The sequence below is a fragment of the Haloprofundus marisrubri genome (assembly GCF_001469955.1).
In the GTDB taxonomy this organism is placed as follows: Archaea; Halobacteriota; Halobacteria; order Halobacteriales; family Haloferacaceae; genus Haloprofundus; species Haloprofundus marisrubri.
The window spans coordinates 609,045-634,640 of the sequence record NZ_LOPU01000029.1; the positions used below are offsets into that span (position 1 = coordinate 609,045).

Consider the following 25,596-nt stretch of genomic DNA (forward strand, 5'->3'; position numbering starts at 1 on the left):
ACACGCCGTCGTGGCGGCGGTTCATTGGTACTCCTCCCGGTACCGCGACGCGACGAACGTGCTAGCGAGATTCATAGCGAACGTGATTGCGAACAGCGTGATTCCGATGGCGAACATCGCTCTGTAAGCGGTCGAACCACCGGCGATGTCCGTCGTGACGAGTTGGACCATCGCGGCGGTCATCACTTCGAGCGACTCGAACGGACTCGGGACGAGTCGGGGCCGCATCCCCGCGGCGACGACGACAATCATCGTCTCACCGATGGCGCGTGAGAGTGCGAGGATGAACGACGAGAAGATACCCGAGGCCGCCGCCGGGATGACGACTCCCGTCGACACCTCCAGTTTCGTCGCGCCCATTCCGTACCCGGCCTGTCGGAGCGAGTCGGGGACGGCACTCATCGCGTCTTCGCTCAGGCTCGACACCATCGGGATAATCATGATTCCAATCATGATGGACGCACTGAGCGCGTTGAACGTACTCAGCGGAAGCCCCAGCCACTCCAGTGCGGGCGTGAGGTAGACGAGTGCGAAGTAGCCGTAGACGACCGTCGGGATTCCAGCCAGGATTTCGAGTGCGGGTTTGATAATCGACCGCGTCTTGCGACTCGCGTACTCGCTGAGATACGTCGCTGACGCGACGCCGACTGGGATGGCGATACACGCCGAAAGCACGGTCACGAACAGCGTTCCGGCCACCAACGGGACGACGCCGAACGCTTGGTCGATGGTCGGACTCCACGTCGTTCCGAAGAAGAACGCCATCGGCGACACCTCGAGGAAGAAGTCGATAGCGTCGAACAGGAGCGTCGCAACGATAGCGGTGGTAACTGCGACCGACAGGGCCGCACAACCGAACAACAGCCACTTGATGCTCTGTTCGCGTGCAGAGCGGATGCCCGACCGGCCGACGAAGTCGGGTGTGTTGTTTTCCTGGCTCATCTTGTGGTCATTGCGTTGTGCGTCCTGAAAAGCGGCATGATTCGTGTTCGGTGGTGTTTAGGTGTCTATCCGTTGAAATTGGCTACTTCAGAGCCGGGTTAGTTACCGCTGTACTCTTCGAGTTTGCTCAGGTTCTCGTCGCGTAGTTCCGTACTGGTGGGGACGTACCCGATTTCGCTGACGAGGTCCGTCTCGGCTTGGTTGAGGTAGTACTCCATGAACGAGTACACCTGCTGTTTCTCCTCCAGAGAGGACTGCGCGGCGTAGATGAACAGCGGGCGCGCCATCGGGTAGTCGCCGCTCTTGGCGTTCTCGATGCTCGGTTCGACGCAGTTGCCGTCTGCGTTCTCTTTTATCTGCACCGCTTTGACGTTCTCGCGGTTCTCCTCGTAGTAGGCGAACCCGAAGAAGCCCATCGCGTACTCCGAACCCTGAATACCCTGGATGATGCGGTTGTCGTTCTCGGTCGGTTCGTAGTCGCTGCGCAGCGAACCGTCCTCACCGATGACGTTCTCGATGAACCAGTCGAACGTCCCCGAGGACGAGGCCGGACCGTACAGTTCGAACTCCTCGTCGGGCCAGTCGGAGTTGATGTCGCTCCACGTCTGTGCGCCGTCGGGCTTCCAGATTTGAGCGAGTTGGTCGAAGCTGAGACAGTCGACCCAGTCGGCCTCGTTGTTGACGGCGACGGTCAGCGCGTCGCTGGCAATCTGGAACTCGACTGGTTCGACACCGTTGTCGCTGCAGAGTTGGACCTCGCTGTCCTTAATCGCACGCGACGCGCCGTTGATGTCGGCGTTGCCGGGGCAGAAGTGGTTCTGGAACCCGCCACCGCTGCCGGTGGAGTCGACGGAGACGTTCACGTCGTGGTTGGTCATGTACTCCTCGGCTATCGCCGCCGAGACAGGATAGACGGTACTGCTTCCCTTGACGATGACTTCCCCGGAGAGGTTCTCTCCGGACCCACCGGAGCTTCCGTTACCGGAACTGCCGTTTCCGCCGCCGCTTCCTCCCGAATTCCCGGAACTCGCGCCCGGATTAGTCGTACAACCCGCGATACCGAGCATCCCTGCGGTGCCGGCACCGACGAGGAATTTACGCCGTGATACGCCGTCCGTCCCGTCCGACGTCTGTTGCGTCATTAATCGTTCATGGCCGACTGAGACATAAGTACCCTGCTATGACAACTATATAGTGGTTGGTATGGGAAATAGTGCCCAGCCAAGATACTCGCTTTGGGCGGACCATCGAGATGAGAACATCTTCGACGTGTCGAACTGGCGCGTGTTAGACGGCTAATGAGTCCTCTTCAGTTCTCTTCGTTCTCTCAGTCTGACTTCGTGGACGGGGTCCCATCGTGTTGACTCGACCATCGAACGGTGGCCTCTCTGTTCTAGATAGGTACTCCACCATACCTCGGTGCCACAATATATAGAAGAGGGGTAGATTTATAACGTACATACACCCACTTTCCCCATGGTCGAGACACGAAAGGTGCAGGTGACGGGCGGGTCGACGTACACTGTTTCGATTCCCAAAGAGTGGGCGACAGAAAACGGCGTCAGCGCCGGCAGCGAAGTCGAGTTCTACCCCGAGGGCGACTCGCTGTTCCTCACGCCGCGCACCGAAGAAGAGCGAACCGAGGGGACGCTTGACATCTCGAAGTTGGAGGGCCAAGAACTCGTACGCGCGGTGATGACGATGTACGTCAGCGGCTTCGACGTTATCGCGCTCGAAAGTGGCCGCATCACCAACGACCAGCGTCGGACCGTCCGACAGGCGACACAGGGACTCGTCGGCCTCGAAGTGTTAGAGGAGACCCGCGACCGCATCGTCATCCGCGACCTGTTGGACTCCTCGGAACTGTCGATTCACAACGCCGTCACCCGGATGCGACTCATCGCGCTGTCGATGCTCGAAGACGCGGTGGCCGCACTCGCCGACCTCGACATGGATATGGCCCAAGACGTCATCCAGCGCGACGACGACGTGGACCGCCTCTACATGGTCGTCTCGCGCATCTTCCGCGCGACGCTCCGAACGCCGAAAGCCGCCGAGGAACTCGGTCTCCCCCGCGAGGTCTGCTTCGACTACCACTCCTGTGCCCGCCAACTCGAACGGGTCGCCGACCACGCGACGAAAATCGCCCATCTCACGCTCAACATCGAACAACCGGTTCGAGAGGACGTCCTCGACGCGCTCTGGGAACTTCACGAGGACGCGACCACCGTCGTCGACGCGGGGATGGACGCCCTGTTTTCGGACGACAGCGTCGAGGCGACGGAAGTCGCAAACGAGGCCCGCGAGTCGGTCCAAGAGATAGACGAACACGCTCGCACCATCGACGAACTCCTGCGTGAACTCGACCCTGCACGCGCGCAGATGCTCGGCCTCATCGTCGACTCGCTCTCACGTAGCGCCGACTACGGCGGCAACATCGCCGAGACGGCGCTGCAGAAGGCCGCCCCGACTCCGTAGTCCGCGTCTCGACTCTTCTCGGCCCTTTTCACGTCAGTTTCGGCCAGTCGTTCGTCAGTCTCGGACGGGACCACCGACCGTCAGTGATTCGAGTACCGTCGCTACCCGACGCTGAGAAAATCGAAAATGTAGAACCGATTACTCGTCGACGAGCACGGCGTTGACCTGTCCGGTCTGGCCCGGACGGGAGGTCACGCGTGCGCGGCCGGCGGAGGTCTCGATGATTGCGCCTTTCGTGATGATGTTTCGGCGGGCGTAGTTGACGTTCGAGGGGTTGTCGACGACGTTCTCGATGTCGGCCTCGCTGACCTCGCCACCTTCTGCGACCTGCGCGACGTTCGTCGCCAGTGCGCGCGTCTTCGTGTTGCTGCCGCGGGAGTCGATAGTCTGGAAGCGCGGTTCGCCGACGGTGGTCTCCGCAGGCTGGCGGCCGAGCTGGTAGCGCTTCTTGTTGCTGGCCGGTCGGAGGCGACCGCCCGTTCGCTTTCGCTGGGAGCGTCCTTGGTCCTTCATACCCCGAAGAACTGCCAGCAACTACTTGAATCGCTCGAACTTGCATCGCCGTCGACGGGGACGGACGCCCGCGTTCGCGGGTCACGCCTCGTTACCCCGGCACTCGCCGCGAGTAGCAAGGTTTAGTGACCGTCCCTCCCGTGTCTCGCTCAATGAGTCTGCAGACCGCAACGGCCGTCCCGTTCCGTCAGCGCGGGAGCGAACGACTCGGCGAGGGCGAGTTCGTGGTCGTGCTGTCGCTGGACCGTGGGTGGTTCTCGCCGGACCAAGCGAAGCGACTCGTCGACGTCGCGGTCGGCCGCGGCCTCCTCGACCGCGACGACGACAGCGGTGACCTCGTCCCCACGTTCGACCCCGAAGCCGTCGAGATTCCTCGCGAGTTCGTCCCCGACGAATCCATCCTCCGCGAGCAGTCGACGTTCGAGCGGGTTCTCGACGCGTTGGTCGCCGAGGGCATCGACAAACAGCGTGCGGTGGCGGCGGCCAACGAACGCCAGCACCGTCTCGGCGTGACCTTGGAGACGGCGGCGGTGCTCACCGCCCGCAGCGAAGGCGTCGACGTCGACGACGTCGCCGGTTCCGTCCGTACTGAACTAATCGAAACCGAAGCCGAGTAACCCACGACGCGCCTTCGGTCGGTATGGCCGACGACCATCTCGCCGACGGAAAGCGTATCGCCCAACTCCTCGCATCCGAACTGGAAGGCGGCGGTTCCTCGGACCGCCTCCGCGTCGCTGACGCCGACCCGGACGTCGAGGCGACGGCAGACGGCGCGTTCGCCTACGCGGTCGACGCACTCGCGTCCGATGCCGAGAGTGACGCCGACGGCGGCGACACAGACGGCGACCACGACGACCACGACGACGCAGAAACCGAGACTCGTCTCGCCGAAGTGTTCGTTCAGTCCGACCGTGCGCGCGTGGAGTTTCTCGTCGACCCGGCGGTTGCCGTCGATGCCGCCGAGAACGCGAACCTCCGGGTTCGCCCGAAGGCGGTCCGTCCACCACGGACGCTCGTCTTCGTCGAAGACGGCGCGCAGGTGAAGTGGATTCTCCCCGTGTTCGAGGCGGTGCTCGCCCACGAGAACTGAGTCCGGCCACGACACTCGGTGTCAAATCGAACGCTCACGATTGTATTTACTCGATAATGAGTAAGTCTTTTCAGCAGCAGTCGGCTCTCTCTACTCGATGATTCAGTGTACCTCCAAACCCTCTGCAGGAGTGTTCGTACGATGATGTGGCAGGACTTCATCTTCCTCGCCGGCAGCGTCTTCTCGCTCGTCGTTCTCGTTCCGACGCTGCGCGACTCGATGGCGAACGTCCCCCTCGGAACGACGCTCCCGTCGGCGACTATCGGCATCATCTACGGAACCACCTTCTTCACACTCGGCATGACGCTCTCGGCTGTCGGGTCGCTTCTGACTGGCGTCATGTGGAGTCTCATCGCGCTGCTTCGCTCGCCGCATCGCTTCAGCGACCGGTTCGGTGCGGACCAGAATCAATCGCCGTCGCCGCGTTCGACTCCGCAAAACGCCGACTGAACGTCGGTCCGACCGGTCCACGACGGCGAACTCCGCATCGCCGCCCGCACTACCCGTACCACCCGCACCGAACCCCGCTGACTCCCTTCGTTTCTCGATTCCGTTGGGCAACCCGCCGAGCGACCGTTCCGCGTAGAAATCAGGTTTTTCTCCACCGAAGGCGAATGTGATGGCATGCTGCCCACGATACGGGGCGTCATCGACCGTCGTATCCTCGTCAACTTCCGGGTGGACCCGGAAGCACTGGACGGCGTCCTCCCCGACCCCTTCAGCCCTCAGACCGTCGACGGGTACGGAATCGCCGGCATCTGCCTCATCCGGTTCCGGGACCTTCGCCCGCGAGGATTCCCCGCTCAGTTCGGCGTCGGGTCGGAGAACGCCGCCCACCGAATCGCAGTCGAGTGGACCGAGGAGGGCGAACGTCGAACCGGCGTGTACGTCCCGCGTCGGGACACGAACTCCACGTTCAACACGCTCTTGGGCGGGAGGCTGTTCTCGGGCGTCTACCACCACGCCTCCTTCGAGACACGTGAATCGGACAGTCGCTACGAAGTGGAGATGACCAGCGACGACGGCGAGGCGTACGTTCAGGTCGCTGGCGACAGGGCCGACGCGTTGCCGGCAGACAGCGTGTTCGACTCGCTTTCGGCGTCGTCTCGGTTCTTCGAGCAGGGGTCGCTCGGACACTCACCGACGAAGCGGGGAGAGTCGTACGACGCGATGGAACTCGACGCCTTCGAGTGGGAGGTGACGCCGCTCGACGTCGACTCGGTCGGGTCGAGTTACTTCGAGAACTCTTCGGAGTTCGACGACGACGCCGTCGAGTTCGACCACGCGTTGCTGATGGAGGATATCGACCACGAGTGGCACGAACGCGAATCGGTCTGTTCGGCACCGGCATCGAACTGACCGGCGCTTCGACGAGCGACCGACTGAGTCTCACAGACCGTCGCACGACAATCGAGAACGCAGTCCGAGTGAAACAGGCCCGACGGACTCGTACTCACAAGCTGTGCTTCGAATTCAGCGAATCAGCCGGCAGGCTCTTCGAGTGAGCGTCTCTCGTGGAGTCGAGTCGCTATCCACCCGCCGATACCACCACCGATGGCTCCGACGAGCGCTCCGACGCCGACGATGAACAGCAACATCGTCGGTACGGCAATCAGCACGGTCACGAGTGCCTCCTCCGCAATCCAGACAGCGAACGTACGAGATGCAGCAAAGAGCAAGAACACACCTCCCGGTACTATGCCAACGACTCCCGCAACGATACCTGCCCGAGACGGTTTCGACTCGTTACGTTCGGCGAGATAGCCGGCTAACAACCCGCCGACCACCACGAGGTTCGCCGAGAAACCCCCGGAACCCAGCGGCCAGTTCTGTCCGAGCGTCAGTGCTATTGCGACGACGCCACCGACGAGGCCGAATCTCCAGACGGAGGATGTTTTGTTTTCAATTGTTTCGAGTTCAGACATAATACCTGTCGTTGTGCGTACACCATCACAGACCGGCTGAACATATATAACGATAGCTCCGCTCTCTCGCCACCCGACTCTCGTGTCCAACCCGCTGACCGACCGCGTGGCTTTTTATCGGATGCGACACCCACTGCGGGTATGACCCTCGACCCCGTCCACGTCGACGGTATCGCGGCGTTGGCCCGCGAACTCGCCGAGAACGTCGACGACACCGACCACACGGACCTCGCGCGGACGGTGTGGGACGAGTGGCTCGACCCGCTGCGGTACGACGGCCGGACGGTGGTCGAACCGCTCGGCGAGCAGTCGCTCCGTGCCGCCGACATCGACGACATCGCCCTCGCCGACCGGCCGTTCGAGACGGTCCACGGCCTCGACTCCGGCACCATCAACCCGACCACCTTCGAGAACGGTCTGGTGTTGGACATGGCGCACGCGGCGATGGCGAGCGTTCCCTCCGACCTCGAACTGCATCGGTCGCGCAGCATCGTCCTCACGACGCACACGAACGACCGCTACGCGAAACTCGGCACCGAGTGGCAGAGCCACGACGACGAGTACAGTCGCCTCCGCGTGCTCCAAGCGCCCAACGTGAACCGCTACGCCGAGGGCGTCGTCCACGCGCTGTCTCTGTACCTCGCCGAGAGCGAACACGCGCTTCGACACGCCGACGACGTCTCGGACCTCCTGATTCTCGACGGCCCCATCTACCCGAAAGAACTGTTCAACTGGCGGGACCGCGACGCCGAACTCCGCGAACTCGCCGCGGAGGCGAAACCGAAGCATATCGTCGAGAACTACGTCCGCCTCGTCGAGCGATTCGTCGACCGCGACGTGCCGCTTGTCGGCTTCGTGAAGAATCCGATTTCGAGGCTCGTCACCCGAACCCTCCAGACGAAAGGCGTCGACGCCCCGTGGGCCGACGACACGGCGCTGTTCTCCCGACTTCTCGAACGACGCACGCGGCCGGACGCCGGAGGCGAACCCGAGCGGCTGACCGACGACCTCACTTTTACCTCGTGGTTCGTCTCCCGCGGTGGCTCCGACCGGACGCTCGCCGCCGACGGCGATGCGCTCGGCGTCGACCGGGAACTCGACCCCGAACTGTACGAAGTGACCTTTTTCGTCGTCTACGACCCGCGACACGGCGTCCTCTACAAGGTCGAAGCGCCGTACGCGTTCACTCGTGACGACGACCGCCGCGCGAAACTCACCCGACAGATACTGCACGACGTCGCGGGTGCGCGCGGGCCGCCGCCTGCGGTGACGAAAGCCGACGAACTCGCCCGCATCAGCGCCCACGAGAAAGGCTCGTTGCGACGAAAACTGGCCGAGGACGTCGGCTCCGACTACGTCCGGACGTACAACGGCCTCCGCTGGGGCGACCTCTACTGAGAACGAGCGCTACAGCGACGACGCCTACCGACGCCCGGGTTCGGTCTTCTCCACTGCTATCTCGACGTCGTCTTCGGCGACGCCGACGCGCGCGAACTGCGTCCGAATGTGGGCTTTCGCCGCCGTCAGCGCTTGGTCGCGGGTGTCGAATCCCCGTGGCATCGGCGATTCGAAGGCGACCCGAATCGTCTCGCCGTCGATTTCGGTCGGCGACCCGCCGCTTTCGACCTCGTAGAACTCGTCGCAGACCCAGACGTACGGCGCGTCCTCGTCGGGCGCGCCTTTGAACGACGGCGCGACTTCGCCACGCTCGAAAATCGTCCCGGTGAGCGCCGTCCCGCCGCCAGAGCCGCGAACCAGAAGCATACCCGACGTACGTACGCGAGCCTAAAAAGCGATGGTCCAACGGTCTGCGCTCTCGTCTGCCGTCGTCCGTTCTCGCCCATCGCCGTCCGCCGGAGGGAAAGGTCCATCAAGGGGGCCGTCGTGTGCCGAGATATGTCTAACCTCGGTGACTTCACCGAATTCGACCCCGACGACGACAGCGGTGACTCCGCCGAGTCCGCCGAATCCGCCGAGTCGCGGACCGATGCCGATGCCGCGGACCCTACCTCCGCCACCGCGTCCAACGGCGACGCCGGCGATGCTCAGACGCCCGACACCGACGCCGGCGAGCAGTCCTTCGACCGCCTCGACGTGGAACCGGCTACCTCCGACCGCGGCATCGGCGCGCTCTCGGTGTCGCAGGGACTCTGCGTCGCCGAGGACGAACGCGACACCGCTCTGCGCGCGTTCGTCACGACCGGAAATCGCGACACCGTCCGCCTCGGCAAGTACCTGCTCGTCCCGTATCCGGACGCGGAGACGCTGTTCTGTCGTATCACGGGCCTCGAATACGCCCAGGAGTTCCAAGCCGACGACGCCACCGAGATTCACGCCCGCCGGGCGATGCGCCGGACCGAATTCCCCGAACGCGACTACAAGTTCGTCGCGGCGCTGGACCCTGTCGCCGTGCTCTACGACGACGGAGACGAACTGAAACGGCGGATGACCGACCGCGTCCCCAAACCCGGCGCGACGGTGATGGAGGCGACGGACGCCGACGAAATCAAAACGGGCCTAAAGATTCCCGGCGAGGGCGTCTTCTTGGGTCATCTCTCCGTCGGCGGCGAGAAGGTCCGCACCGCCGCGGACCCGCCGACCATCGACTACCGAGTCAAGGACGACTACACCGAGGGCGACCCGCTCGTCTTCCGGCACACCCTCGTCGCGGGTGGGACGGGGTCGGGGAAGACCCACGCCTCGAAGAACGTGCTGCGGCAGTATCTCGCCGACGAACGCGCCTACGAGATGGGCGACGGCCGAACCACGCAACCGGCGGTCGTCCAGTTCGACCCGCAGGACGAGTACGCGCAGATGCACGACGACAACGACGAACTCGATTCGGAGTTCGCCCGTCGCCTCGAACGTGAGGGTGTCGCCTACGGCGGCCACGACGACACCCTCGCGTTCGTCCCGCAGGTCGGCGATGCCTCCTACCCCGGCGAGGGCCACCGCGCCGAGCGTGTCCGCTTCACCATCCCCTTCTCGATGGTCCGGCGCTGGCCGTGGCTGGTCGCGGGCGCGGCGCTCAACGACAATCAGTACAACGCGCTGACGCTGCTGTTGGACCGCTACTTCCGGCAGAACCCCTCGGGCACCTACAAGGGATTCCAGAACTTCCTCGACGACCCGGCGTTGCGCGAGGAACTCAACGAGTCCGGACACGTCCACGAGGCGACGTTCGACGCGGTCAAACGGAAAACGCGGACCAAAGCGGCCAACGACGTGTTCGACGGCGACGCCGAGCCAATCACCGAGTTGGTCCACCAACTCGTCCGCCCCGGTGGCCTCACCGTCGTGCCGACGTATCACGTCTCGAACAGCCGTGCGGCGGAGATGGTCGTTCTCGCGGTGTCGAGTCTACTCATCGACGAGAAGCTCTCGAACGACCCCGAGTACGACCGTATCGACGACACGCCGGTCGTTCTCGGCATGGACGAGGCGCACAACTTCCTCGCCGACGCCGACAGCGTCCAAGCGAGAAACGTCATCGGGAAGTTCACCGAGGCGGCCAAGCAGGGCCGAAAGGAGCGACTGGGACTGTTCCTCATCACGCAGGACCCCCAGGATATCGCCGAGTCGGTGTTCAAACAGGTAAACACGAAAGTCGTCCTCAACCTCGGCGACGAAGACGCGATAAAGTCGGTGAACATCCCGCCGAACCTCGAAAGCAAGGTGCCGTACATGGAGAAAGGCCAGATGGTCGTCTACTCGCCGGACAACTCCGAACCGGTCGAACTCATCGGCCTGCCGAAGTGTGTGACCCGCCACGGGCGGTAGTCGGCCGCGACCCGCGCTGGGTTCTTGGTAACTTCCAATACATCGCCAGTAACGCCATCCGCCGAAACGCACTTTACTTCTAGCAGAGCGTATGTCATGGTATGACAAAACATATCCTCGTTCCGGTGGACGGGTCGCCGCAGTCGACGGCGGCGCTGTCGTTCGTCGCCGAGGAGTGGCCGGAGGCGACGGTGACGCTCCTGCACGTCATCAACCCCGCCGACGCCGGTGGCAACCCCAGCGCGGGTATCCCGAGCGGTGCGGAGGAGTGGTACGAGAGCGAGAAATCCCGGTCAGCGTCGCTGTTGGCCGACGCGGCGTCGATAGTCGAACCCAACGTGCGGATGCGTACGGAGGTCGGACGCCCGACACGAACGATTCTCGACGTCGTCGACTCCGGCGAGTTCGACCACGTCGTGATGGGAAGTCACGGCCGAAGCGGCGTCTCGCGGATTCTCCTCGGCAGCGTCACCGAAGCAGTCGTCCGCGGGTCGCCGGTGCCGGTGACTATCGTCCGGTAGTTCCCGACGAAGTCGCCGGAGGGTCGCCTTCGCAGAGTCCCGACGAACGTGTCATACAGATACCGGAATAATCGACGGGCACCGCCCGGTTTAGTCCGCTGTCGCTCCAACTCGGGGTCGATGGAGTTCGAAGAAGTCATCGAGACACGGCGCTCCGTGCACGAGTACACCGACGAAGACATCGACGACGAGACGCTCGAAGCCATCTTCGAGCAGGCTCGGTACGCTCCCTCCGGCTACAATCTTCAGCCGTGGGAGTTCCTCGTCCTCCGCGACGAGGAGTCGAAGGCGAAACTGCAGGAGGTCGCCGGCGGACAGGAACACGTCGGCAGCGCGGCGGCGAGCGTCGTCGTTCTCGGGTCGAAAGACCCCGAAGCGCACGCCGACCGAGTGCTCGACGACTGGCTCGACAAGGGGTATCTTCCGAACGAGGACGTCCGCGACGCCATCCGCGAAAACGTCGAAGGGATGGCGGAGATGCCCGAGTCCGAGCGCCGCGTCTGGACGACCCGAAGTACGTCGCTGGTAGCGATGTCTTTGATGTACGCCGCGTGGAACCAAGGCGTCGCTTCCTGTCCGCTCGAAGGGTTCGACGCCGAGGCGCTCACCGAGACGTTCGACATCGACGACGAGTACGAACCGGTGATGCTGGTGACGCTCGGCTACGCACCCGAAGAAACCGACGACATCGAAAACGACCGAAAGCTACGGCGCTCGGTCGACGAAATCGTCCACTACGAGTCGTTCGCACCGTGAGCAGCTAACGAACTGATTTTCGAGCAGAAGAGGGAGGTGCGGCCGAACGGGGTTCGTTTCGAGTGGTCGTCCGTCTCGTTCAAGCGCCGGGGATTCCCAGCGCGCTCAAGCCGACGACGCCCAAGACGCCGAGAACGTACAGCACGGCGACGGCGGCTAACCACGCGACGACGCCGATTGCAGTCGCACTGCCCCACCCGCCGGGATACCGCCAGTTGATGACGCCAATCCACGCCAAGAGCGTCAGTATCGGTCCGATTATCGGAATCCCGCCGACGAAGAAACTGAACAGCCCCCAGACGAGCGCCCCGATAGCGGCCGTCACGACGGCGTAGCCGAAACTCGCCTGCTTGTCGATGAGCAGTCTCACACCGAGGTAGAGTCCGAGACCCCCGACGAGGAGGTTGACGAAGACGATGAGGATACTGTCGACGAGTGCCATCTCACTTCACCTTCCATTCGGCGGTGATTTCGACCGTCTCCTTGTCACCACGAAGCTTCGAAGAGCGCTCTGTCACCGACACTTCCGTGTCGAACGATTCGGGAGGATGGACGGTGACTTCCTTGTTCCCGATACTCAACCGGACGTCGCCACCGGAGTCGAATTCGTCCGCGATTCGGCGTAGATAGCCCGCGAACTCCGGTCCTGTTCGTTCCTGTTTGCTCTGTGTTTTGTCGGCCATACCCGTCGTTTTGTACAACGCAAAAGGAGATAAAGGTCGGCCGACTGTCAGGTTTGCGAGAACGTCACGGGTGTCGACAGTCACTCCACCCGTTCAGAAGATGTTCGCCTGTCGGTAGACGCTGATGCCGCTTTGGGTGATTTCGTACGGTTTCGTCTCCCGGGAGTGGTTGGCGTCGCGTATCTTCTGAATCTCGATGGCGAGTCGGGTCTCACGGAAGTTCGACGGGCGGACGTACTGGAGAACGAACACCGCGTCGGTGAGATACTCGACGATGCCGTGCTTGGAGGTGTAGGGGCTGTCCTCTCTCGCCTCTGAGGTGAGCATCGTCGTCACGCCGACTTCCTTGAGCGAACGAGCGAAGTCGAACACCTCGCTGCGGCGTTTCGAGGGGTGGTCGTACATCATCTCCAGAAGCGACACCGAATCGAGGACGAGTCTGTCCGCGCCGAACTCCTCGATGAGTTCGGGCAGGTCGTTACGGATGCTCGCCAAACTGTTCGCCATCTCGACGGGGTCGAGTTCGACGACTGCCAGTCGGTCTTCCTCGACGTAGCGCCGGAACGGCCAGCCTTTCTCCTCGGCGGTGGACAACACCGCCTCACGGCTCTGTTCGAGCGTGATGAACACCGCTCGGCCGTCGTCTCGAAGCGCCTCGTCGAGAAACTGCAGGCCGAACGTGGTCTTGCCTGTCCCGGCGCTCCCGATAGCGACCATGAGCGACCGTTTCGGGATACCGCCGAGAATCATCTCGTCGAGGCCGTCGATTCCGATTTTGACGCGGTCGATGTCGGAGTCGAGCGACTCCTCGTCGAAGTCGTCGCCGCCCGGACCGAACCCATCGTCGCCCGCGCCAAACCCGTCGCCGCCGCCGAACCCGAACTCGTCGCCTCCGGACCCGGTGTCACCGAAGTCGCCGAATCCGAACTCGTCCTCGTCAGTCTCCGACCCTCCAAAGCCGAAATCCCCCCCGCCAGCCCCCGAGTCACCGAAGCCGAAGTCTCCCCCACCGGAGTCGGACGCTCCGAAGCCGAAATCGTCCCCACCGGAGGCGGAGTCACCGAATCCGAAGTCGTCGCCACCAGCATCTCCGACGTCGTCGTTTCGCGTGTTTTCGACATCCAACTCTCTGTCGGAAGTACCCGACGACGTGGATTGCGTGCTGCTCGGGTCGCTGGGGCCGTCCGGGCGTTCTTCGCCGCCGACATCGGCGGACCACTCTCCTGCTTGCGTTTCTTCGGTTGGCTTGGACTCCTCGGTCGCCGTCTCCTCGGCGTCTTCGGCGTCTCCGACGCTCTCGGCATCCTCGGGGTCGTCCGCCTCGTCGTCTCGCAGTGCTCGCTCGAACCAGTCGTCGTCGCTCATCGGTTCTCCGTCGTGTCCGCGCCGCGGCCGAGTTCGACGGTACTCCCCCCTGCCGGTCGACTACTCATCGTCCGTCTGTCGAATCCCGCCGGTATCAATGTTGCCCGTACGGTGCGCTTTTGACGGCCGCGGGCGAAGCCGTGCCATGAACGTCGGCATCGTCGCTCAGAAGGGAAACTCCAGAGCGACTGCGCTCGCTGAAGAACTCAGAGAGCAACTCTCGACCGTAGACGCCTCCGTGACGCTCGACGAAGCGACGGGCGAGTCGCTCGGCCTCGACGGGCGACCCGTCGAGACGCTCGGCGACTGCGACCTCATCGTCAGCATCGGCGGCGACGGAACGTTTCTCTTCGCGGCCAGCGGCGCGGACGGCACGCCGATTCTCGGCGTCAACCTCGGCGAGGTCGGCTTTCTGAACGCAGTCGGCCCCGACGAGGCCGTCGAGGCGGTGCTCGCGGAAGTCGAAGCCGTCCGCAGCGGCGACCAGCGCGTCCGCGTCGTCCCCCGCCTCGTCGCCGTCGGCGACGGCTGGCGAAGCGACCCGGCGACGAACGAAATCGTCGTTCAGGGCGGCCGTCGCGGCCGCGGCGGCGGTATCGACTTGGAGGTGCGAATCGACGGGTCGCTGTACTCGTCGGGCCACGCCGACGGACTCCTCGTGTCGACGCCGACCGGCAGCACGGCGTACAATCTGAGCGAACGCGGACCGCTCGTCCACCCGAGCGTCGGCGGCCTCGTCGTCAACGAGATGTGTCCCGACGAGGGGATGCCACCGCTTCTGGTCGCCCCCGACGCGACGGTGACCGTGACGGTGAAGACGACACTGAGCGACGAGACCGGTGGACAGTCTTCCGGACCCGCAGAATCGGGCGACGAGGCCGTCGTCGTCAGCGACGGCAAACACTCCTATCCGCTGTCGCCGCCGACGACCGTCGAGGTTCGCCGTGCGGAGACTCCGCTACGAATTGCGGGGCCGTCTTCGGACTTCTTCGAGGCGCTCAACAAACTCGACTGAGACGCGTCGCTCGGGAGATAACAATCAGGAGCGACCGCCGCGGGCACGCGAGTTTCGGTCGGTGACCAGGTCACCAATCCCCGTGCAGCGGTCGCCCCTGTATCGATGTTTAGGACTTCGGAGCGGATAACCACTTTCACACGAACAGCGGACAGTCCACGTTTCGAACGTGGATAGGGCGACGTGCGACCGCCCCAGAACCCGGTCACACGGGCGACAGTTCGGGTGTCCGGTACACCCGTGTGGTCGGCCGACCCTCGGCGATTACTCGCGGCCCCACTCGGCGGTCCGGCGCGGGCGGTCCGAGACGGCCATCACGTCGAGCGGTTCGTCGCTGACATCGAGCGCCGACAGCGCCGCGTTCGTACTCGCTTCCGTCGAGAAGTACGGCACTTCCTCGGTGACACACGTTTCGAGCAGCTCGCGGTTGTCGGAGACGACGAGGTCGACTTCGCCGCGGCGAATCGCGTCGACCATGTCGTCGAACTCGCCGAGGTCGTAGTACGCGGCCAGTTCGCCGCGGAGGTTCTCCGCTGCTGCCGTCTCCGGGGCGGGGAACGAGTCGCCCTCGAAGGCGACGACGAGGGTTCCGCTCTCGGGAATCGCCGACCCGGCCGCCGATTGCGCCTTGCCGTAGGCCTTGGCGAACGTCCGGGCGGTGCCCATCACCTCACCCGTGGACTTCATCTCCGGACCGAGGCGCGGGTCGCTGCCCGGAAGACGGTCGAACGGTAACACGACCTCTTTGACGCTCGCGTGCTCGGGAATCTGTTCTTCCACACTGAGTTCGGCGAGTGACGCGCCCGCCATCGCCTTCGCCGCGAGTTTGGCGATTGGGACACCGGCGGCCTTCGAGACGAACGGCACCGTCCGCGAGGAACGCGGGTTCGCTTCGAGCACGAACACGTCGCCGTCTTTCACGGCCAACTGGACGTTCAACAGACCGACCGTCGAGAGCGCGCGGGCGATGTCTTCGGTGACTTCGCGGACGCGACTCATCGTTTCGGCGTCGAGCGACTGCGGCGGGATAACGCAGGCCGAGTCGCCGGAGTGGACGCCCGCGGATTCGACGTGTTCCATCACGCCGCCGATTATCACGTCTTCGCCGTCGGAGACGGCGTCCACGTCGAGTTCGATTGCGCCGTCGAGGAACTCGTCGACGAGGATGGGTTTGTCGGGGCTGACGCGGACGGCTTCCTCGATGTAGGTCTCCAGTTCGTCGTCGTCGTCGACGACGCGCATCGCGCGGCCACCGAGCACGTAACTCGGGCGGACGAGCACCGGGTAGCCGATATCGTTGGCGAGTTCGAGCGCCTCTCCCTCGGTTGTCGCCGTCCCGCCGCGCGGTTGGGCGACGCCCATCTCGTCCATCAGTGCGTTGAACCGGTCGCGGTCCTCCGCGAGGTCCATCGCTTCGACGGTGGTGCCGAGAATCTCGCAGTCGAGTCCTCTGCGCTCCAACTCGTCTTCCAGCGGTTCGCCCACGTTCACGGAGGTTTGGCCGCCGAACTGCACCATCACGCCGTCGGCACCCGTCGCTTCGATTACGTCGGCGACTTCCTCGGCGGTGACTGGCTCGAAGAACAGTCCATCCGACGTGTCGTAGTCCGTCGACACGGTCTCGGGGTTGTTGTTGACGACGTGGGCGTCGATACCCATCTCGCGGAGCGCACGGACCGCGTGGACCGCGCAGTAGTCGAACTCGACGCCTTGGCCGATGCGGATGGGGCCGCCGCCGACGACGACGACGCTCGTCGCGTCGCGGTCGACCTGCACCTCGTCGAGCGGGTCGCCGTTGAGGTATTCGGGTTGGCGCGCCGAGTAGTAGTACGGCGTCGACGCCTCGAACTCGCCGGCACAGGTGTCGACCTGCTTGAACGAGCGGTCCGGCACGCTCATCTCGACTTCCTCGACCCCGACGCCCGCCGTCGCGGCGACGTCGGCGTTCGTGAGGCCTCTCGACGCTGCGGCGCTGAAGTCGCCCTCCGCGGCGGCGACGGTCGATTCGACGACGCGGCCGTAGCGCTCGACGTACCACGACTCGATTCCCGTGAGTTCTGCGACCTCGGTGGCCGAGTAGCCGCGCTCGAACGCCTCGAACATCGCGTACGGACGGTCCGGCGAGGGTTTTTCGAGGTATTCGGTCTCCAGTTCGTCGTCGCTCACGTCGGCCCAGTCGACGGCCGGGTCGTACTCCGAGGAGCGAAGCGCCTTCAAAAGCGACTCCTCGAACGTCCGACCGATAGCCATCGCCTCGCCTGTCGACTTCATCGCCGTGCTGAGCGTGAAGTCCACGTCCTCGAACTTGTCCTTGGGCCACCGTGGCACCTTCGTCACGATGTAGTCGATTGCTGGCTCGAACGCCGCCGTCGTTTCACCAGTGATTTCGTTTTCTATCTCGTGGAGGCGTTTACCGAGCGCGACTTTCGCCGTCACGCGGGCGATTGGGTAACCGGTCGCCTTCGACGCCAGTGCCGAAGACCGGGAGACGCGCGGGTTCACTTCCACCACGCGGTACTCGCCGCCGGGCGTGCCGTCGTCGCGCCACGCGAACTGAATGTTACAGCCACCCTGAATTCCTAACTCCCTAATGACTTCGAGCGCTGCGTCGCGCATCTCCTGGTGACCCTCGTCGGGAATCACCTGCGATGGGGTCACGACGACGGACTCGCCGGTGTGGATGCCCATCGGGTCGAGGTTCTCCATGTTGCAGATGATGATACAGGAGTTGTCGGCGTCGCGCATCACCTCGTACTCCAGTTCGACCCATCCGGCGATGGACTCGGTGATGAGTACTTCGCTGTTGCGCGAGAGGCGAAGCCCCTTGCGGACGCGTTCGATGAGTTCGTCCATCTCGTCGACGACGCCGGAGCCGGACCCACCGAGCGTGTACGTCGTCCGCGCGATGACGGGCAGGCCGCCGACTTCGTCGACGGCTTCGTCGACGCGTTCTTCCAAGTCGTCCTCGGTGATGTTCGCCACCTTCTCGCCCTCGTCGAGCGAGATTGTCGTCGATTTCGGCATCGGTTGGCCGATTTTCTCCATCCGCTGGCGGAACAGGTCGCGGTCCTCCGTCGCGTAGATGGTGTCCAGCGGCGTCCCCATGATTTCGACGTCGTGTTCTTCGAGGACGCCCTCCTCTGCGAGTTCGGCGGTGACGTTCAGACCCGTCTGCCCGCCCAGTCCGGCGATGACGCCGTCGGGTTTCTCCTTTGCGATTATCTCCGAGATGGCCTCGGTCGTGATGGGTTCGATGTAGACGCGGTCGGCCATCTCCGGGTCCGTCATGATGGTCGCCGGGTTCGAGTTGACGAGGACGACTCGCGCCCCTTCCTCTCGAAGCGCCCGGCACGCTTGCGCACCAGAGTAGTCGAACTCCGCCGCCTGTCCGATTTGGATGGGGCCGCTGCCGATGAGCAGAATGGTCCGGTCGTCGGACGTCGCCTGCTGGTCTGTCGAGAGTGCCTCGTCGGTCATCGTTCCACGAAAGTTCGTACATCGTAATAAGCCCGGCGAATCAATGCGATATCCGCAGACTCTTTTCGAATATCGCAGCCAGTGATTCGTCGACCGTCGCTGACCGACTCGGGCCGAATCACAGGAGTTACCACTGGCAAGTGTTGTCGTCTCGGTGGGAGCCACGACCTCACGCGGCCAAAGCGTACGAGACTGCGACGTGTGGGGGCACGTCGCCGGTGGCTCCCGGTTTTACTACCGATTCGAGCGCGGTCGCTCGTGAGAAGTAGCGACAAAGTGACGACGAAACAGCGACGATACCGACGAGACGACAGCTAAGTTAGAACGTTCTCGGTCAGGCGTACACGTCGTCCGAGTCGAGGTCGCGTTCGGCACGGTACTGCTCGACGAACTCGCTCACGTCGAACTGCAGCATCTCCGTCTCGAACTGCGAGAGGGCGTCGTCGTCCTCGGCGTGGCTCACGGCGTGTTCCATCAGTTCGACGACGAGTTCGACGATTATCTCGTGGAGGCGACGCGAGTCGAAGTCGGTCACCCACAGCATCGCGTAGCCCAGTTGCTGGTCCTCGCTCACGTCCTCGCTGACGACGCGTTTCGGGAACTCTTCGAGGACGATGCCCATCAGATGCGGCGTGCCGAACTCGGGCATCTCCTCGCTCGTCGTCTCGATAGCTTCACGCAGGACTTCGACGAGGAACTCGGGGACGAACCGCTCGGGCGGGTGCGAGTCGGTGACGACGGCGTGCGTCTCACCGCACGCGCAATCGAACTCGCGCATCCCCAAATCGAGGTCTCTGACGCGCTTGGTCTCGCCGCAGGGAAGGTCGAGTTCGTCGCCCCCGCCTCCGGGGACGCGCGGTTGTGCCATACTCCCGTTTGCAGTCTCGAAGGTTTAAAAAACGCGCTTATCGTCGCCGTCGAACCGATTGCTACTCTTCTTCGTCGTCTTCGTCGTCTTCCTTTTCACCCTCTTCTTGCTCTGTCTCCTCGTCGCTCTCGCCGTCCATCTCTTCGTCTTCACTCTCGTCGGACTCCGTCTGCTCCTCTTCGAACTCGCTCAGTTCGGTCTCCTCCTCGTCGGGTTCGAGACCCTCGATTTCGAGTTCGACTTCGATGGAGACGCCGTCGACCTCCAGTTCCGCTTCGGCGCTGCGCGTCTCGCCGACTTCGATTTCGAGTTCCTGCCGGTCGACTTCGACTTCCACTTCGACGTCCACGTCTACGTCTGGTTGGTCTGCCATACCGGTCGTACGTCCGAGAGAACCAAATATCTCAGTGGTCGTAGGGTCGAAGTCGGTCCATCATCGAGTCGGAGTTACTCCGTCATTGGGTCGAAGTCGACCCATCGTTGCGCCGACACCGGACCGTTGTCGGGTGATAATCTCCACCTACCGACTCGAACCAGCCACAAGCGACTTACCTCGATACGCTGCAGTACTGGGTATGATAAGCGTCGTCGGCGGCGGCATCGCCGGACTCGCGTGTGCGTATCGCCTCCAACAGCACGGCCACGACGTGCGCGTGTTCGAGGCGACGGGCGACGTGGGCGGCCTCGCGGCCGTCTACGAGACGAAAGGCGACCCCATCGAGAAGTTCTACCACCACCTCTCGAAATCCGAGGAGACCATCGTCGAACTGGCCGAGGAACTCGGCGTCGGCGACGAACTGGAGTGGCTCATCGGCAAGAACGGCTACTACTTCAACGGCGCGGTGTACCCGATGGACACGCCGTGGGAGATTCTCGCCTTCCCACATCTGAGCGTCTACGACAAGTTCCGTCTCACGATGCTCACCCAGGAGATAGACGTACGCGACGGGAGACCGAAGTTCGACACCTACGAGAACCTCGAAGACTTCGAGCACGTCCCGCTCAAGGAGTTCATCGTCGACCACACGACCCAAGGAGTGTACGACAACTTCTTCGAGCCACTGTTGGACGCGAAGTTCGGCAGTCGAAAGGACGACGTGAGCGCGGCGTGGCTGCTCGGGCGCGTGAAGTTCCGCGGCGAGCGTGACCTGCTGCGCGGCGAGATTCTCGGCTACTTTCAGGGCGGCTTTGCTCCGTTTATCGACGCACTCGTCGACGCCGTCGGCCGCGAGAACATCGTCACGAACGCCCGCGTGACCGAACTGGCGATGGGCGACGACGGCGTCGAGTCGATAACGGTCGAGACGGACGAGGCCGCCGCCGACGGCGGCGTAGCTGGAACCGTCGCACAGTCGACGGACACCGACACCGACGCGGAGACGACGGCGACAGCGACGACGTACGAAACCGACGCCGTCGTCTGCGCGACGATGCCTAATGTGTTAGAAGACCTCACCGGCTACCGGTGCGACATCGACTTTCAGGGGGCGGTCTGTGCCGTCGTGACGATGGAGGAGCAACTGACCGATACCTACTGGCTCAACGTCGCCCACGACGCGCCGTTCGGCGCACTCATCGAACACACGAACTTCGTCCCGCCGGAGCGCTACGGCGGCGACCATCTCCTGTACATCGCCAGCTACATCCAAGACTACGAGGAGGACCTCTGGCAGATGTCCGACGCCGAAGTCGAAGAGACGTGGCTCTCGGAGTTGGAGACGATGTTCCCGAACTTCCACCGGCGTCTCGTCAGTGAGTTCCGTCTCGCGCGCAACCCCCGCGCCGCGCCCGTCTACGAACGCGGCTACCGCGACATGATCGTCCCGTACGACCTTGCAGACGACATCGGCGAGGGAATCTACTACGCGGGGATGGCCAGCGGCGCACAGTACCCCGAACGCAGTCTCAACGGCGGCATCGTCGCGGGCTACGAGTGCGCCGACCGCATCGACGAAAAAGGTCGCGTCGACTGATTCGGCGACGACACGCCACCGAACTCGCTGACTACTCGGTCTTCTTCCTCACTCGTTCGCCGCGTCCCACTCGCTGCGGAGCAACCCGTACTGAACCGTATCGACGTACCCGCCGTCGGCGAAGAAACCCATCCGCGTGCAACCTTCTTCGACGAATCCAAGCGACTCCAGCAGTCCCCGAGAGGCGTCGTTGCTCTCGTACGCGCACGCGCCGACTGCCGGGTGCGCGTAGGTTCGGAAGGTGTAGTCGATAGCCAGCGACACCGCCTCCGTTCCGTAGCCGTCACCGTGGCGCTCGGGAACCAGCCAGTAGGTGAGTTCCGGGCGACGCCAGTCGGCGTCTTCGACGGTGACGACCCCGATGGGCGTGACGTGAGCGTCGTCGGCGTCGCCGGGCGATGCGGCCTCGTCGTCGAGGCAGACGACGAACCGGTCTGTCGCGTCGTCGGTCCAGCTTTCGAGTTCCGCTCGGTTCTTCAGCGGTTTTCCCATCTGGTACCGAATCTCGGGGTTGGCGTGTGCGCGCTGGAGAAACGGGATATCCTCCCGCTCGAACGTTCGCAAGGTGACTCGTTCGTCGCGGGCGACGACTGCGCCGGGCATACGTGACCGACTGCGACTACCAGAATACGTCTTCCGGTCGACAGTTCCGTTCGTACCCAGCCACGAACCGGTGTTCCGCGCCGTTAGCTAGCGACCTTGAACACCATCGTCCCGCGGTTCTCGTAGACGAGTTCGTACCGACCCGAGTCGACGAGTTCCTGTCGCATCTCCGGAGATTGGACGTTCTCCATCCCCCGTACGGAGTACTCACCCTTCGGGACGTACAGATAGTCGGGCGTCGTCCCCGACTCGGTCAGATACTTCGTGAGACACGCTTCGCTCCGACAGGTCGAAAAGCGGTTGAACAGCCCTAGCTGTTGCTCGTACTGGGCGTTGCCGCGCCACTCCACCCCCCACGGCCCGACCAGAATGGTTCGGTCGGTGTACAGCGGGAACCACTCGGCGGCGTCGCCGACGACGACGAACTCGGAGTCGGCTTCGGTGTTGGCGTCGACCCACTCCATCGCCTCGACGTCGGAGCCGTTGATGAACGCCGGTTGTGAGGCGCTCCCGGCGTGTGAGTCGAGGTGCCCGCCCGCGTAGAACACCGAGACGCTCATCCCGAGAATCGCCACGACGAATATCGTCGCCAGCTCCGCCCGTCTGCGACGCTGCGGCGAAATCGAGAGCCGACGATACGTCAACCGGAGTACGTCGAAGATGACGATGGCGGCCATCAACGGCCCGAGCGTGAAGACGAACCGCGGCTTCGAGACGAAGATGATACACAGCGCGAACCACCCCGGGAGGAAGAACTCGCGCCGCCACGCGAGATAGACCCCCGAGAAGATGTACAGCACGAAGAACACGGAGATGACAATCATCCCGAACGATTGGAGGTTGAACAGCCCCGGCCGGATGGAGAACAGCACCGCCGGTGGGTTGAACGACGCAGAGCCAGGAACGAACGTCGGCACCAACTGGAACAGTTGCTTGCCGATGCCGCCGTGGGTTCCCGCCGCACCGGCGAAGATGCTGACTCCGTGGTGAGAGATGACGGTGAGCCACCACGGCGAGGCGAGTGCGAGACCGCCGAGTGCAACGGCCGCCCCTTCGAGCAAGCCGGTGAGACTCCGGTCGAAGTAGACGAACATCCAGAGGTACGAGAGGCCGAAGAAGGCCGTATACACCGGGTGGGTGAGTATCGTCAGCGCAAACAGCAGCAGCGACGGCCACACCCAGCGTCGGTCCCGCGTCGCAAACAGTTTCATCCCGGTGTAGAGACCGCTGTAGAGCCACACCGCGCCGAGCGAGCGGACGAACCCGCCGCCGGAGAGGTGCCACTGGAGAATCGGCGGCCCGACGGCGACGAAGATGGCGGCGAGGCCAGCCTGTCGCTCCGAGCGCAGCAACTCGCGCGCCAAGAGGTAGAACGGCACCAAGTAGACGACGGTCAGAAAGCCGGGGACGTAGCGGCTGATAGCCAGATACGAGAAGCCGAACACGTCGTGAAGCACCGCCGCGAGGTAAAAGCCCAGCGGCGGGTAGGCGAACGGGATACCCTCCGGCGTGTAGTGGGGGATGACCGCCGGCAGCGCGTACCCCTCCCGGACGATGTGCTCGGCCATGTACAGAAAGAGGCCGGCACCGAACGCCGGATACGGATGTGTGACGACGTACGCAGTGTACGTCGCTAACGCGACGATAATCGCGGGTGCGAGCCAGACGAACTCGCTGGCGACGGCTTCGAGGCGACCGAGCGTCGATGCCTGTCGTCGTCGTACGCCGTCGGTGTTCGTCAGTTTGCGTGGGTCCATCATAGTGTATCACTTCCTCCGGAGTCGCGCAGGTGTTCGTAAATCGAGACGGTACGGAGACCACCGCAGTTCGAGAACCGCCCATCCGGTGCCGACGGCGACGAACGCGAGCAGTGCGACCGCTTCGAGCGGCCCCATCCACCCCGGAACGAGGTAGACGATACCGTTGAGAAGCGACCCCGGGACGACGCCTCTGACGACCAGCCACACCCGGGTCAGAATCGTCTCCTCGCCGGCGGCGGCGTCATCGACGGTCTGCGACGGGAGGCCGAGACTCGCGGCGCTCTCGCCACCTTCGGACTCGTCGCCGGTTTCGAGCCGTTCGGCTTCGTAGGGGAACGCCACGTCGATCTGCCAGACGACCTCGCCCGCCCGATTTATCTCGAACACCCGGTTACCGTTCGAGTCGGAGATGAGCGTGTGACCGTTCGGTAGGCGGTCGGCGTCACGCGGCCACTGCATCCGCGAGTCCTGCCACACCCACGTCTGGTTCCACTCGTCGCCCTCGCGCTGGTACTCGACGACACGGTTGTTCTCGGAGTCGCCGACCAACACGGCCGGACCGCCGTGGGATTCGGGGATGTAATCGGGGTTGTGCTGTTCGTACAGCGTCTCGTAGTCGTCCTCCTCGCCGAGCGTCCAGTTGGCTTGTAGCCCAGTCTTCCGGTCCAAGAAGACGACGCGGTCCTGATTGCGGGCGCTGACCATCAGACGACCGTCGTCGAGTACCTCCACGTCGTTGATATGGGTCCAGTCACGGGGGTACTCACCGCCGGAGTCGAGCGAAAACGCCTGTTGGGCGTCCCACTCCCAGGTCGTCAAGCCAGTTTCCGAATCGAAGACGAACACTCGGTCGCGGTAGATGTCGGCGACGGCGTACCGCGTCTCGTTGACGCGGTCCACGTCGTGCCAGCGTGTCGAGTGTTTGTGCGGCGTGATGCGCGAGTAGAGCCGTTCGCTCTCGCCCGTCGAGAGGTTCACCCGTTCGACGACGTTTCGCGTGCAGACGGTCGTCGCCGAGCACTCCTCGCCGCTGAGATGCATCGACGCGGTGTACAGTACCGTGTACTCGCCTTCGGGACTCGGGTCGACGTCCCAGTACCGATTGTAGGTGTCGTTGTAGTACAGCGTCGACCCGTCGGGGTTGAACGCGACCAACTCGGATTTCGTCCGCGGGGTGTCGCCCTCGTCGGCGAGAACCGCGCTCGAATCGGTTGCGATGACGGTCGTCCCGTTCGCCGGCGGAACGTCGGTACTCGCGCCGTCGAGAAACACCGCCGAGGCGTCGCCGCTCGTCGCACCGGCGGTCTGTTGGCCGACGACGAGCGTCAACGCCGAGAGAACGACGACGGCTGCCAACACCAGACGGGAGACCGTTCGAGAAGCCATCTCAGACTCCGGCCCGGCCCGACCGAATGCGTTCGAGACGACAAGGACACCTCGTCCGCGCTCCGTCGAGGCGAGTGGCGAGCCGCTGCGGACGGACGACGATTGGAGGGGTCCGCCGCGACCGGGACACGACGGGAGAGGCTCCCGCCGGTCGAAGACGTGCACTCATTCACTCCCCGTTTCGCGTTTCGGCATAATAATCGACGCTATCGTTGCCGTGAGTTTTCTCAGGTTTTACTGGGCCTTCGACCCGCGGCCGGGACCGGAAACGTCCAATTGAGACCCGCGGCTGCCCGCCCGTGCGCGACGGGTCCACTCCGTCGGTGTCGGGTGTCCCGTAGGGAACACCTACACGCGGGCCACGACGGCGTGAGGTGGTTTCGGTGCCCACCTGTTCAGTGCGGAGAGCGACGTTCAGACCCCAGTGTGTGCTCGCCCTCGGGTTCGTCGATGCACGGTCC

At 63.7% G+C, this 25,596-nt stretch carries 25 protein-coding genes; 11 read left to right on the forward strand and 14 right to left on the reverse strand.

The window, feature by feature from the left end; genetic code table 11:
- Positions 1 to 21: 21 nt before the first annotated feature.
- Both pstC and AUR64_RS13545 read right to left on the reverse strand, forming a co-directional pair.
- Positions 22 to 942, reverse strand: a complete 921-nt coding sequence (gene pstC, locus AUR64_RS13540; RefSeq protein ID WP_058582466.1) for a phosphate ABC transporter permease subunit PstC — start codon at positions 940 to 942, stop codon at positions 22 to 24.
- Positions 943 to 1,040: 98 nt separating this feature from the next.
- On the reverse strand, positions 1,041 to 2,084 hold the full coding sequence (locus AUR64_RS13545) for a PstS family phosphate ABC transporter substrate-binding protein (RefSeq protein WP_058582467.1): 1,044 nt from the start codon (positions 2,082 to 2,084) through the stop codon (positions 1,041 to 1,043).
- Positions 2,085 to 2,418: 334 nt separating this feature from the next.
- On the opposite strand from AUR64_RS13545, the gene AUR64_RS13550 reads away from it, so the two are divergent.
- Complete coding sequence (locus AUR64_RS13550; protein WP_058582468.1) at positions 2,419 to 3,420, forward strand: phosphate signaling complex PhoU family protein; 1,002 nt, start codon at positions 2,419 to 2,421, stop codon at positions 3,418 to 3,420.
- 138 nt (positions 3,421 to 3,558) lie between these two features.
- Here the strand turns inward: AUR64_RS13550 and AUR64_RS13555 are convergent, their stop codons facing one another.
- Positions 3,559 to 3,933, reverse strand: coding sequence for a 30S ribosomal protein S8e (locus tag AUR64_RS13555; protein ID WP_058582469.1), 375 nt, complete (start codon positions 3,931 to 3,933; stop codon positions 3,559 to 3,561).
- Positions 3,934 to 4,085: 152 nt separating this feature from the next.
- Here AUR64_RS13555 and AUR64_RS13560 point away from each other — a divergent pair, with 152 nt between their 5' ends.
- The 4 genes from AUR64_RS13560 to AUR64_RS13575 all read left to right on the forward strand — a co-directional run bounded on the left by AUR64_RS13560 (position 4,086) and on the right by AUR64_RS13575 (position 6,382).
- A complete protein-coding gene (locus tag AUR64_RS13560) occupies positions 4,086 to 4,550 on the forward strand; it encodes a DUF2240 family protein (protein ID WP_058582470.1) in 465 nt (154 codons plus the stop codon).
- A gap of 23 nt (positions 4,551 to 4,573) precedes the next feature.
- Entirely contained in the window at positions 4,574 to 5,023 is a 450-nt protein-coding gene (locus AUR64_RS13565; RefSeq protein ID WP_058582471.1) for a hypothetical protein, read from the forward strand.
- 141 nt (positions 5,024 to 5,164) lie between these two features.
- On the forward strand, positions 5,165 to 5,473 hold the full coding sequence (locus AUR64_RS13570; protein WP_058582472.1) for a hypothetical protein: 309 nt from the start codon (positions 5,165 to 5,167) through the stop codon (positions 5,471 to 5,473).
- A gap of 174 nt (positions 5,474 to 5,647) precedes the next feature.
- Positions 5,648 to 6,382, forward strand: coding sequence for a DUF2071 domain-containing protein (locus AUR64_RS13575; RefSeq protein ID WP_058582473.1), 735 nt, complete (start codon positions 5,648 to 5,650; stop codon positions 6,380 to 6,382).
- A 122-nt stretch (positions 6,383 to 6,504) separates the two neighbouring features.
- Here the strand turns inward: AUR64_RS13575 and AUR64_RS13580 are convergent, their stop codons facing one another.
- A complete protein-coding gene (locus tag AUR64_RS13580; RefSeq protein WP_058582474.1) occupies positions 6,505 to 6,948 on the reverse strand; it encodes a DUF5518 domain-containing protein in 444 nt (147 codons plus the stop codon).
- Positions 6,949 to 7,089: 141 nt separating this feature from the next.
- On the opposite strand from AUR64_RS13580, the gene AUR64_RS13585 reads away from it, so the two are divergent.
- Entirely contained in the window at positions 7,090 to 8,346 is a 1,257-nt protein-coding gene (locus AUR64_RS13585) for a DNA double-strand break repair nuclease NurA (RefSeq protein WP_058582475.1), read from the forward strand.
- A 24-nt stretch (positions 8,347 to 8,370) separates the two neighbouring features.
- Here the strand turns inward: AUR64_RS13585 and AUR64_RS13590 are convergent, their stop codons facing one another.
- Entirely contained in the window at positions 8,371 to 8,712 is a 342-nt protein-coding gene (locus tag AUR64_RS13590) for a DUF7113 family protein (protein WP_058582476.1), read from the reverse strand.
- A gap of 132 nt (positions 8,713 to 8,844) precedes the next feature.
- Between AUR64_RS13590 and AUR64_RS13595 the strand changes: the two genes are divergently transcribed.
- The 3 genes from AUR64_RS13595 (at position 8,845) to AUR64_RS13605 (ending at position 12,005) form a co-directional block, all read left to right on the forward strand.
- Positions 8,845 to 10,728, forward strand: a complete 1,884-nt coding sequence (locus tag AUR64_RS13595; protein ID WP_058582477.1) for an ATP-binding protein — start codon at positions 8,845 to 8,847, stop codon at positions 10,726 to 10,728.
- 101 nt (positions 10,729 to 10,829) lie between these two features.
- Complete coding sequence (locus tag AUR64_RS13600; RefSeq protein ID WP_058582478.1) at positions 10,830 to 11,249, forward strand: universal stress protein; 420 nt, start codon at positions 10,830 to 10,832, stop codon at positions 11,247 to 11,249.
- A 120-nt stretch (positions 11,250 to 11,369) separates the two neighbouring features.
- Positions 11,370 to 12,005: a nitroreductase family protein gene (locus AUR64_RS13605; RefSeq protein ID WP_058582479.1), complete on the forward strand. Its 636-nt coding sequence runs from the start codon at positions 11,370 to 11,372 to the stop codon at positions 12,003 to 12,005.
- Positions 12,006 to 12,084: 79 nt separating this feature from the next.
- Here the strand turns inward: AUR64_RS13605 and AUR64_RS13610 are convergent, their stop codons facing one another.
- From AUR64_RS13610 to AUR64_RS13620, 3 genes are all read right to left on the reverse strand, one after another.
- Positions 12,085 to 12,447: a hypothetical protein gene (locus AUR64_RS13610; RefSeq protein WP_058582480.1), complete on the reverse strand. Its 363-nt coding sequence runs from the start codon at positions 12,445 to 12,447 to the stop codon at positions 12,085 to 12,087.
- Between the two features lies 1 nt (position 12,448).
- Positions 12,449 to 12,688, reverse strand: a complete 240-nt coding sequence (locus tag AUR64_RS13615) for an amphi-Trp domain-containing protein (RefSeq protein WP_058582481.1) — start codon at positions 12,686 to 12,688, stop codon at positions 12,449 to 12,451.
- A 93-nt stretch (positions 12,689 to 12,781) separates the two neighbouring features.
- Complete coding sequence (locus tag AUR64_RS13620) at positions 12,782 to 14,053, reverse strand: KaiC domain-containing protein (protein WP_058582482.1); 1,272 nt, start codon at positions 14,051 to 14,053, stop codon at positions 12,782 to 12,784.
- A gap of 145 nt (positions 14,054 to 14,198) precedes the next feature.
- Between AUR64_RS13620 and AUR64_RS13625 the strand changes: the two genes are divergently transcribed.
- On the forward strand, positions 14,199 to 15,068 hold the full coding sequence (locus AUR64_RS13625; RefSeq protein WP_058582483.1) for an NAD(+)/NADH kinase: 870 nt from the start codon (positions 14,199 to 14,201) through the stop codon (positions 15,066 to 15,068).
- Positions 15,069 to 15,332: 264 nt separating this feature from the next.
- Here AUR64_RS13625 and carB read toward each other — a convergent pair whose 3' ends face one another.
- From carB to AUR64_RS13640, 3 genes are all read right to left on the reverse strand, one after another.
- Complete coding sequence (gene carB, locus AUR64_RS13630; RefSeq protein ID WP_058582484.1) at positions 15,333 to 18,545, reverse strand: carbamoyl-phosphate synthase large subunit; 3,213 nt, start codon at positions 18,543 to 18,545, stop codon at positions 15,333 to 15,335.
- A 334-nt stretch (positions 18,546 to 18,879) separates the two neighbouring features.
- Positions 18,880 to 19,413: a DUF5815 family protein gene (locus AUR64_RS13635; RefSeq protein ID WP_058582485.1), complete on the reverse strand. Its 534-nt coding sequence runs from the start codon at positions 19,411 to 19,413 to the stop codon at positions 18,880 to 18,882.
- 61 nt (positions 19,414 to 19,474) lie between these two features.
- Positions 19,475 to 19,786 carry a hypothetical protein gene (locus AUR64_RS13640; RefSeq protein ID WP_058582486.1) on the reverse strand — a complete coding sequence of 104 codons (312 nt, stop codon included), beginning with the start codon at positions 19,784 to 19,786 and terminating at the stop codon, positions 19,475 to 19,477.
- 202 nt (positions 19,787 to 19,988) lie between these two features.
- Between AUR64_RS13640 and AUR64_RS13645 the strand changes: the two genes are divergently transcribed.
- Positions 19,989 to 21,386, forward strand: coding sequence for an NAD(P)/FAD-dependent oxidoreductase (locus AUR64_RS13645; RefSeq protein ID WP_058582487.1), 1,398 nt, complete (start codon positions 19,989 to 19,991; stop codon positions 21,384 to 21,386).
- Between the two features lie 48 nt (positions 21,387 to 21,434).
- Here AUR64_RS13645 and AUR64_RS13650 read toward each other — a convergent pair whose 3' ends face one another.
- The 3 genes from AUR64_RS13650 to AUR64_RS13660 all read right to left on the reverse strand — a co-directional run bounded on the left by AUR64_RS13650 (position 21,435) and on the right by AUR64_RS13660 (position 25,135).
- Positions 21,435 to 21,989 (reverse strand): GNAT family N-acetyltransferase, encoded by a 555-nt coding sequence (locus AUR64_RS13650; RefSeq protein WP_058582488.1) that lies wholly within the window; start codon positions 21,987 to 21,989, stop codon positions 21,435 to 21,437.
- A gap of 83 nt (positions 21,990 to 22,072) precedes the next feature.
- On the reverse strand, positions 22,073 to 23,749 hold the full coding sequence (locus tag AUR64_RS13655; protein ID WP_155120615.1) for a hypothetical protein: 1,677 nt from the start codon (positions 23,747 to 23,749) through the stop codon (positions 22,073 to 22,075).
- A 6-nt stretch (positions 23,750 to 23,755) separates the two neighbouring features.
- Positions 23,756 to 25,135, reverse strand: coding sequence for an aryl-sulfate sulfotransferase (locus tag AUR64_RS13660; RefSeq protein ID WP_058582723.1), 1,380 nt, complete (start codon positions 25,133 to 25,135; stop codon positions 23,756 to 23,758).
- Positions 25,136 to 25,596: the final 461 nt, after the last annotated feature.

Bases quoted from the DNA above. Each gene is read 5' to 3' on its own strand.
- AUR64_RS13610 (WP_058582480.1), bottom strand. From the start codon at position 12,447: ATGGCACTCGTCGACAGTATCCTCATCGTCTTCGTCAACCTCCTCGTC.
- AUR64_RS13545 (WP_058582467.1), bottom strand. From the start codon at position 2,084: ATGACGCAACAGACGTCGGACGGGACGGACGGCGTATCACGGCGTAAA.
- AUR64_RS13595 (WP_058582477.1), top strand. From the start codon at position 8,845: ATGTCTAACCTCGGTGACTTCACCGAATTCGACCCCGACGACGACAGC.
- AUR64_RS13570 (WP_058582472.1), top strand. From the start codon at position 5,165: ATGATGTGGCAGGACTTCATCTTCCTCGCCGGCAGCGTCTTCTCGCTC.
- AUR64_RS13550 (WP_058582468.1), top strand. From the start codon at position 2,419: ATGGTCGAGACACGAAAGGTGCAGGTGACGGGCGGGTCGACGTACACT.
- pstC (WP_058582466.1), bottom strand. From the start codon at position 942: ATGAGCCAGGAAAACAACACACCCGACTTCGTCGGCCGGTCGGGCATC.
- AUR64_RS13645 (WP_058582487.1), top strand. From the start codon at position 19,989: ATGATAAGCGTCGTCGGCGGCGGCATCGCCGGACTCGCGTGTGCGTAT.
- carB (WP_058582484.1), bottom strand. From the start codon at position 18,545: ATGACCGACGAGGCACTCTCGACAGACCAGCAGGCGACGTCCGACGAC.
- AUR64_RS13600 (WP_058582478.1), top strand. From the start codon at position 10,830: ATGACAAAACATATCCTCGTTCCGGTGGACGGGTCGCCGCAGTCGACG.
- AUR64_RS13575 (WP_058582473.1), top strand. From the start codon at position 5,648: ATGCTGCCCACGATACGGGGCGTCATCGACCGTCGTATCCTCGTCAAC.
- AUR64_RS13580 (WP_058582474.1), bottom strand. From the start codon at position 6,948: ATGTCTGAACTCGAAACAATTGAAAACAAAACATCCTCCGTCTGGAGA.
- AUR64_RS13640 (WP_058582486.1), bottom strand. From the start codon at position 19,786: ATGGCAGACCAACCAGACGTAGACGTGGACGTCGAAGTGGAAGTCGAA.
- AUR64_RS13620 (WP_058582482.1), bottom strand. From the start codon at position 14,053: ATGAGCGACGACGACTGGTTCGAGCGAGCACTGCGAGACGACGAGGCG.
- AUR64_RS13660 (WP_058582723.1), bottom strand. From the start codon at position 25,135: ATGGCTTCTCGAACGGTCTCCCGTCTGGTGTTGGCAGCCGTCGTCGTT.
- AUR64_RS13615 (WP_058582481.1), bottom strand. From the start codon at position 12,688: ATGGCCGACAAAACACAGAGCAAACAGGAACGAACAGGACCGGAGTTC.
- AUR64_RS13555 (WP_058582469.1), bottom strand. From the start codon at position 3,933: ATGAAGGACCAAGGACGCTCCCAGCGAAAGCGAACGGGCGGTCGCCTC.
- AUR64_RS13635 (WP_058582485.1), bottom strand. From the start codon at position 19,413: ATGGCACAACCGCGCGTCCCCGGAGGCGGGGGCGACGAACTCGACCTT.
- AUR64_RS13560 (WP_058582470.1), top strand. From the start codon at position 4,086: ATGAGTCTGCAGACCGCAACGGCCGTCCCGTTCCGTCAGCGCGGGAGC.
- AUR64_RS13565 (WP_058582471.1), top strand. From the start codon at position 4,574: ATGGCCGACGACCATCTCGCCGACGGAAAGCGTATCGCCCAACTCCTC.
- AUR64_RS13625 (WP_058582483.1), top strand. From the start codon at position 14,199: ATGAACGTCGGCATCGTCGCTCAGAAGGGAAACTCCAGAGCGACTGCG.
- AUR64_RS13655 (WP_155120615.1), bottom strand. From the start codon at position 23,749: ATGATGGACCCACGCAAACTGACGAACACCGACGGCGTACGACGACGA.
- AUR64_RS13650 (WP_058582488.1), bottom strand. From the start codon at position 21,989: ATGCCCGGCGCAGTCGTCGCCCGCGACGAACGAGTCACCTTGCGAACG.
- AUR64_RS13605 (WP_058582479.1), top strand. From the start codon at position 11,370: ATGGAGTTCGAAGAAGTCATCGAGACACGGCGCTCCGTGCACGAGTAC.
- AUR64_RS13590 (WP_058582476.1), bottom strand. From the start codon at position 8,712: ATGCTTCTGGTTCGCGGCTCTGGCGGCGGGACGGCGCTCACCGGGACG.
- AUR64_RS13585 (WP_058582475.1), top strand. From the start codon at position 7,090: ATGACCCTCGACCCCGTCCACGTCGACGGTATCGCGGCGTTGGCCCGC.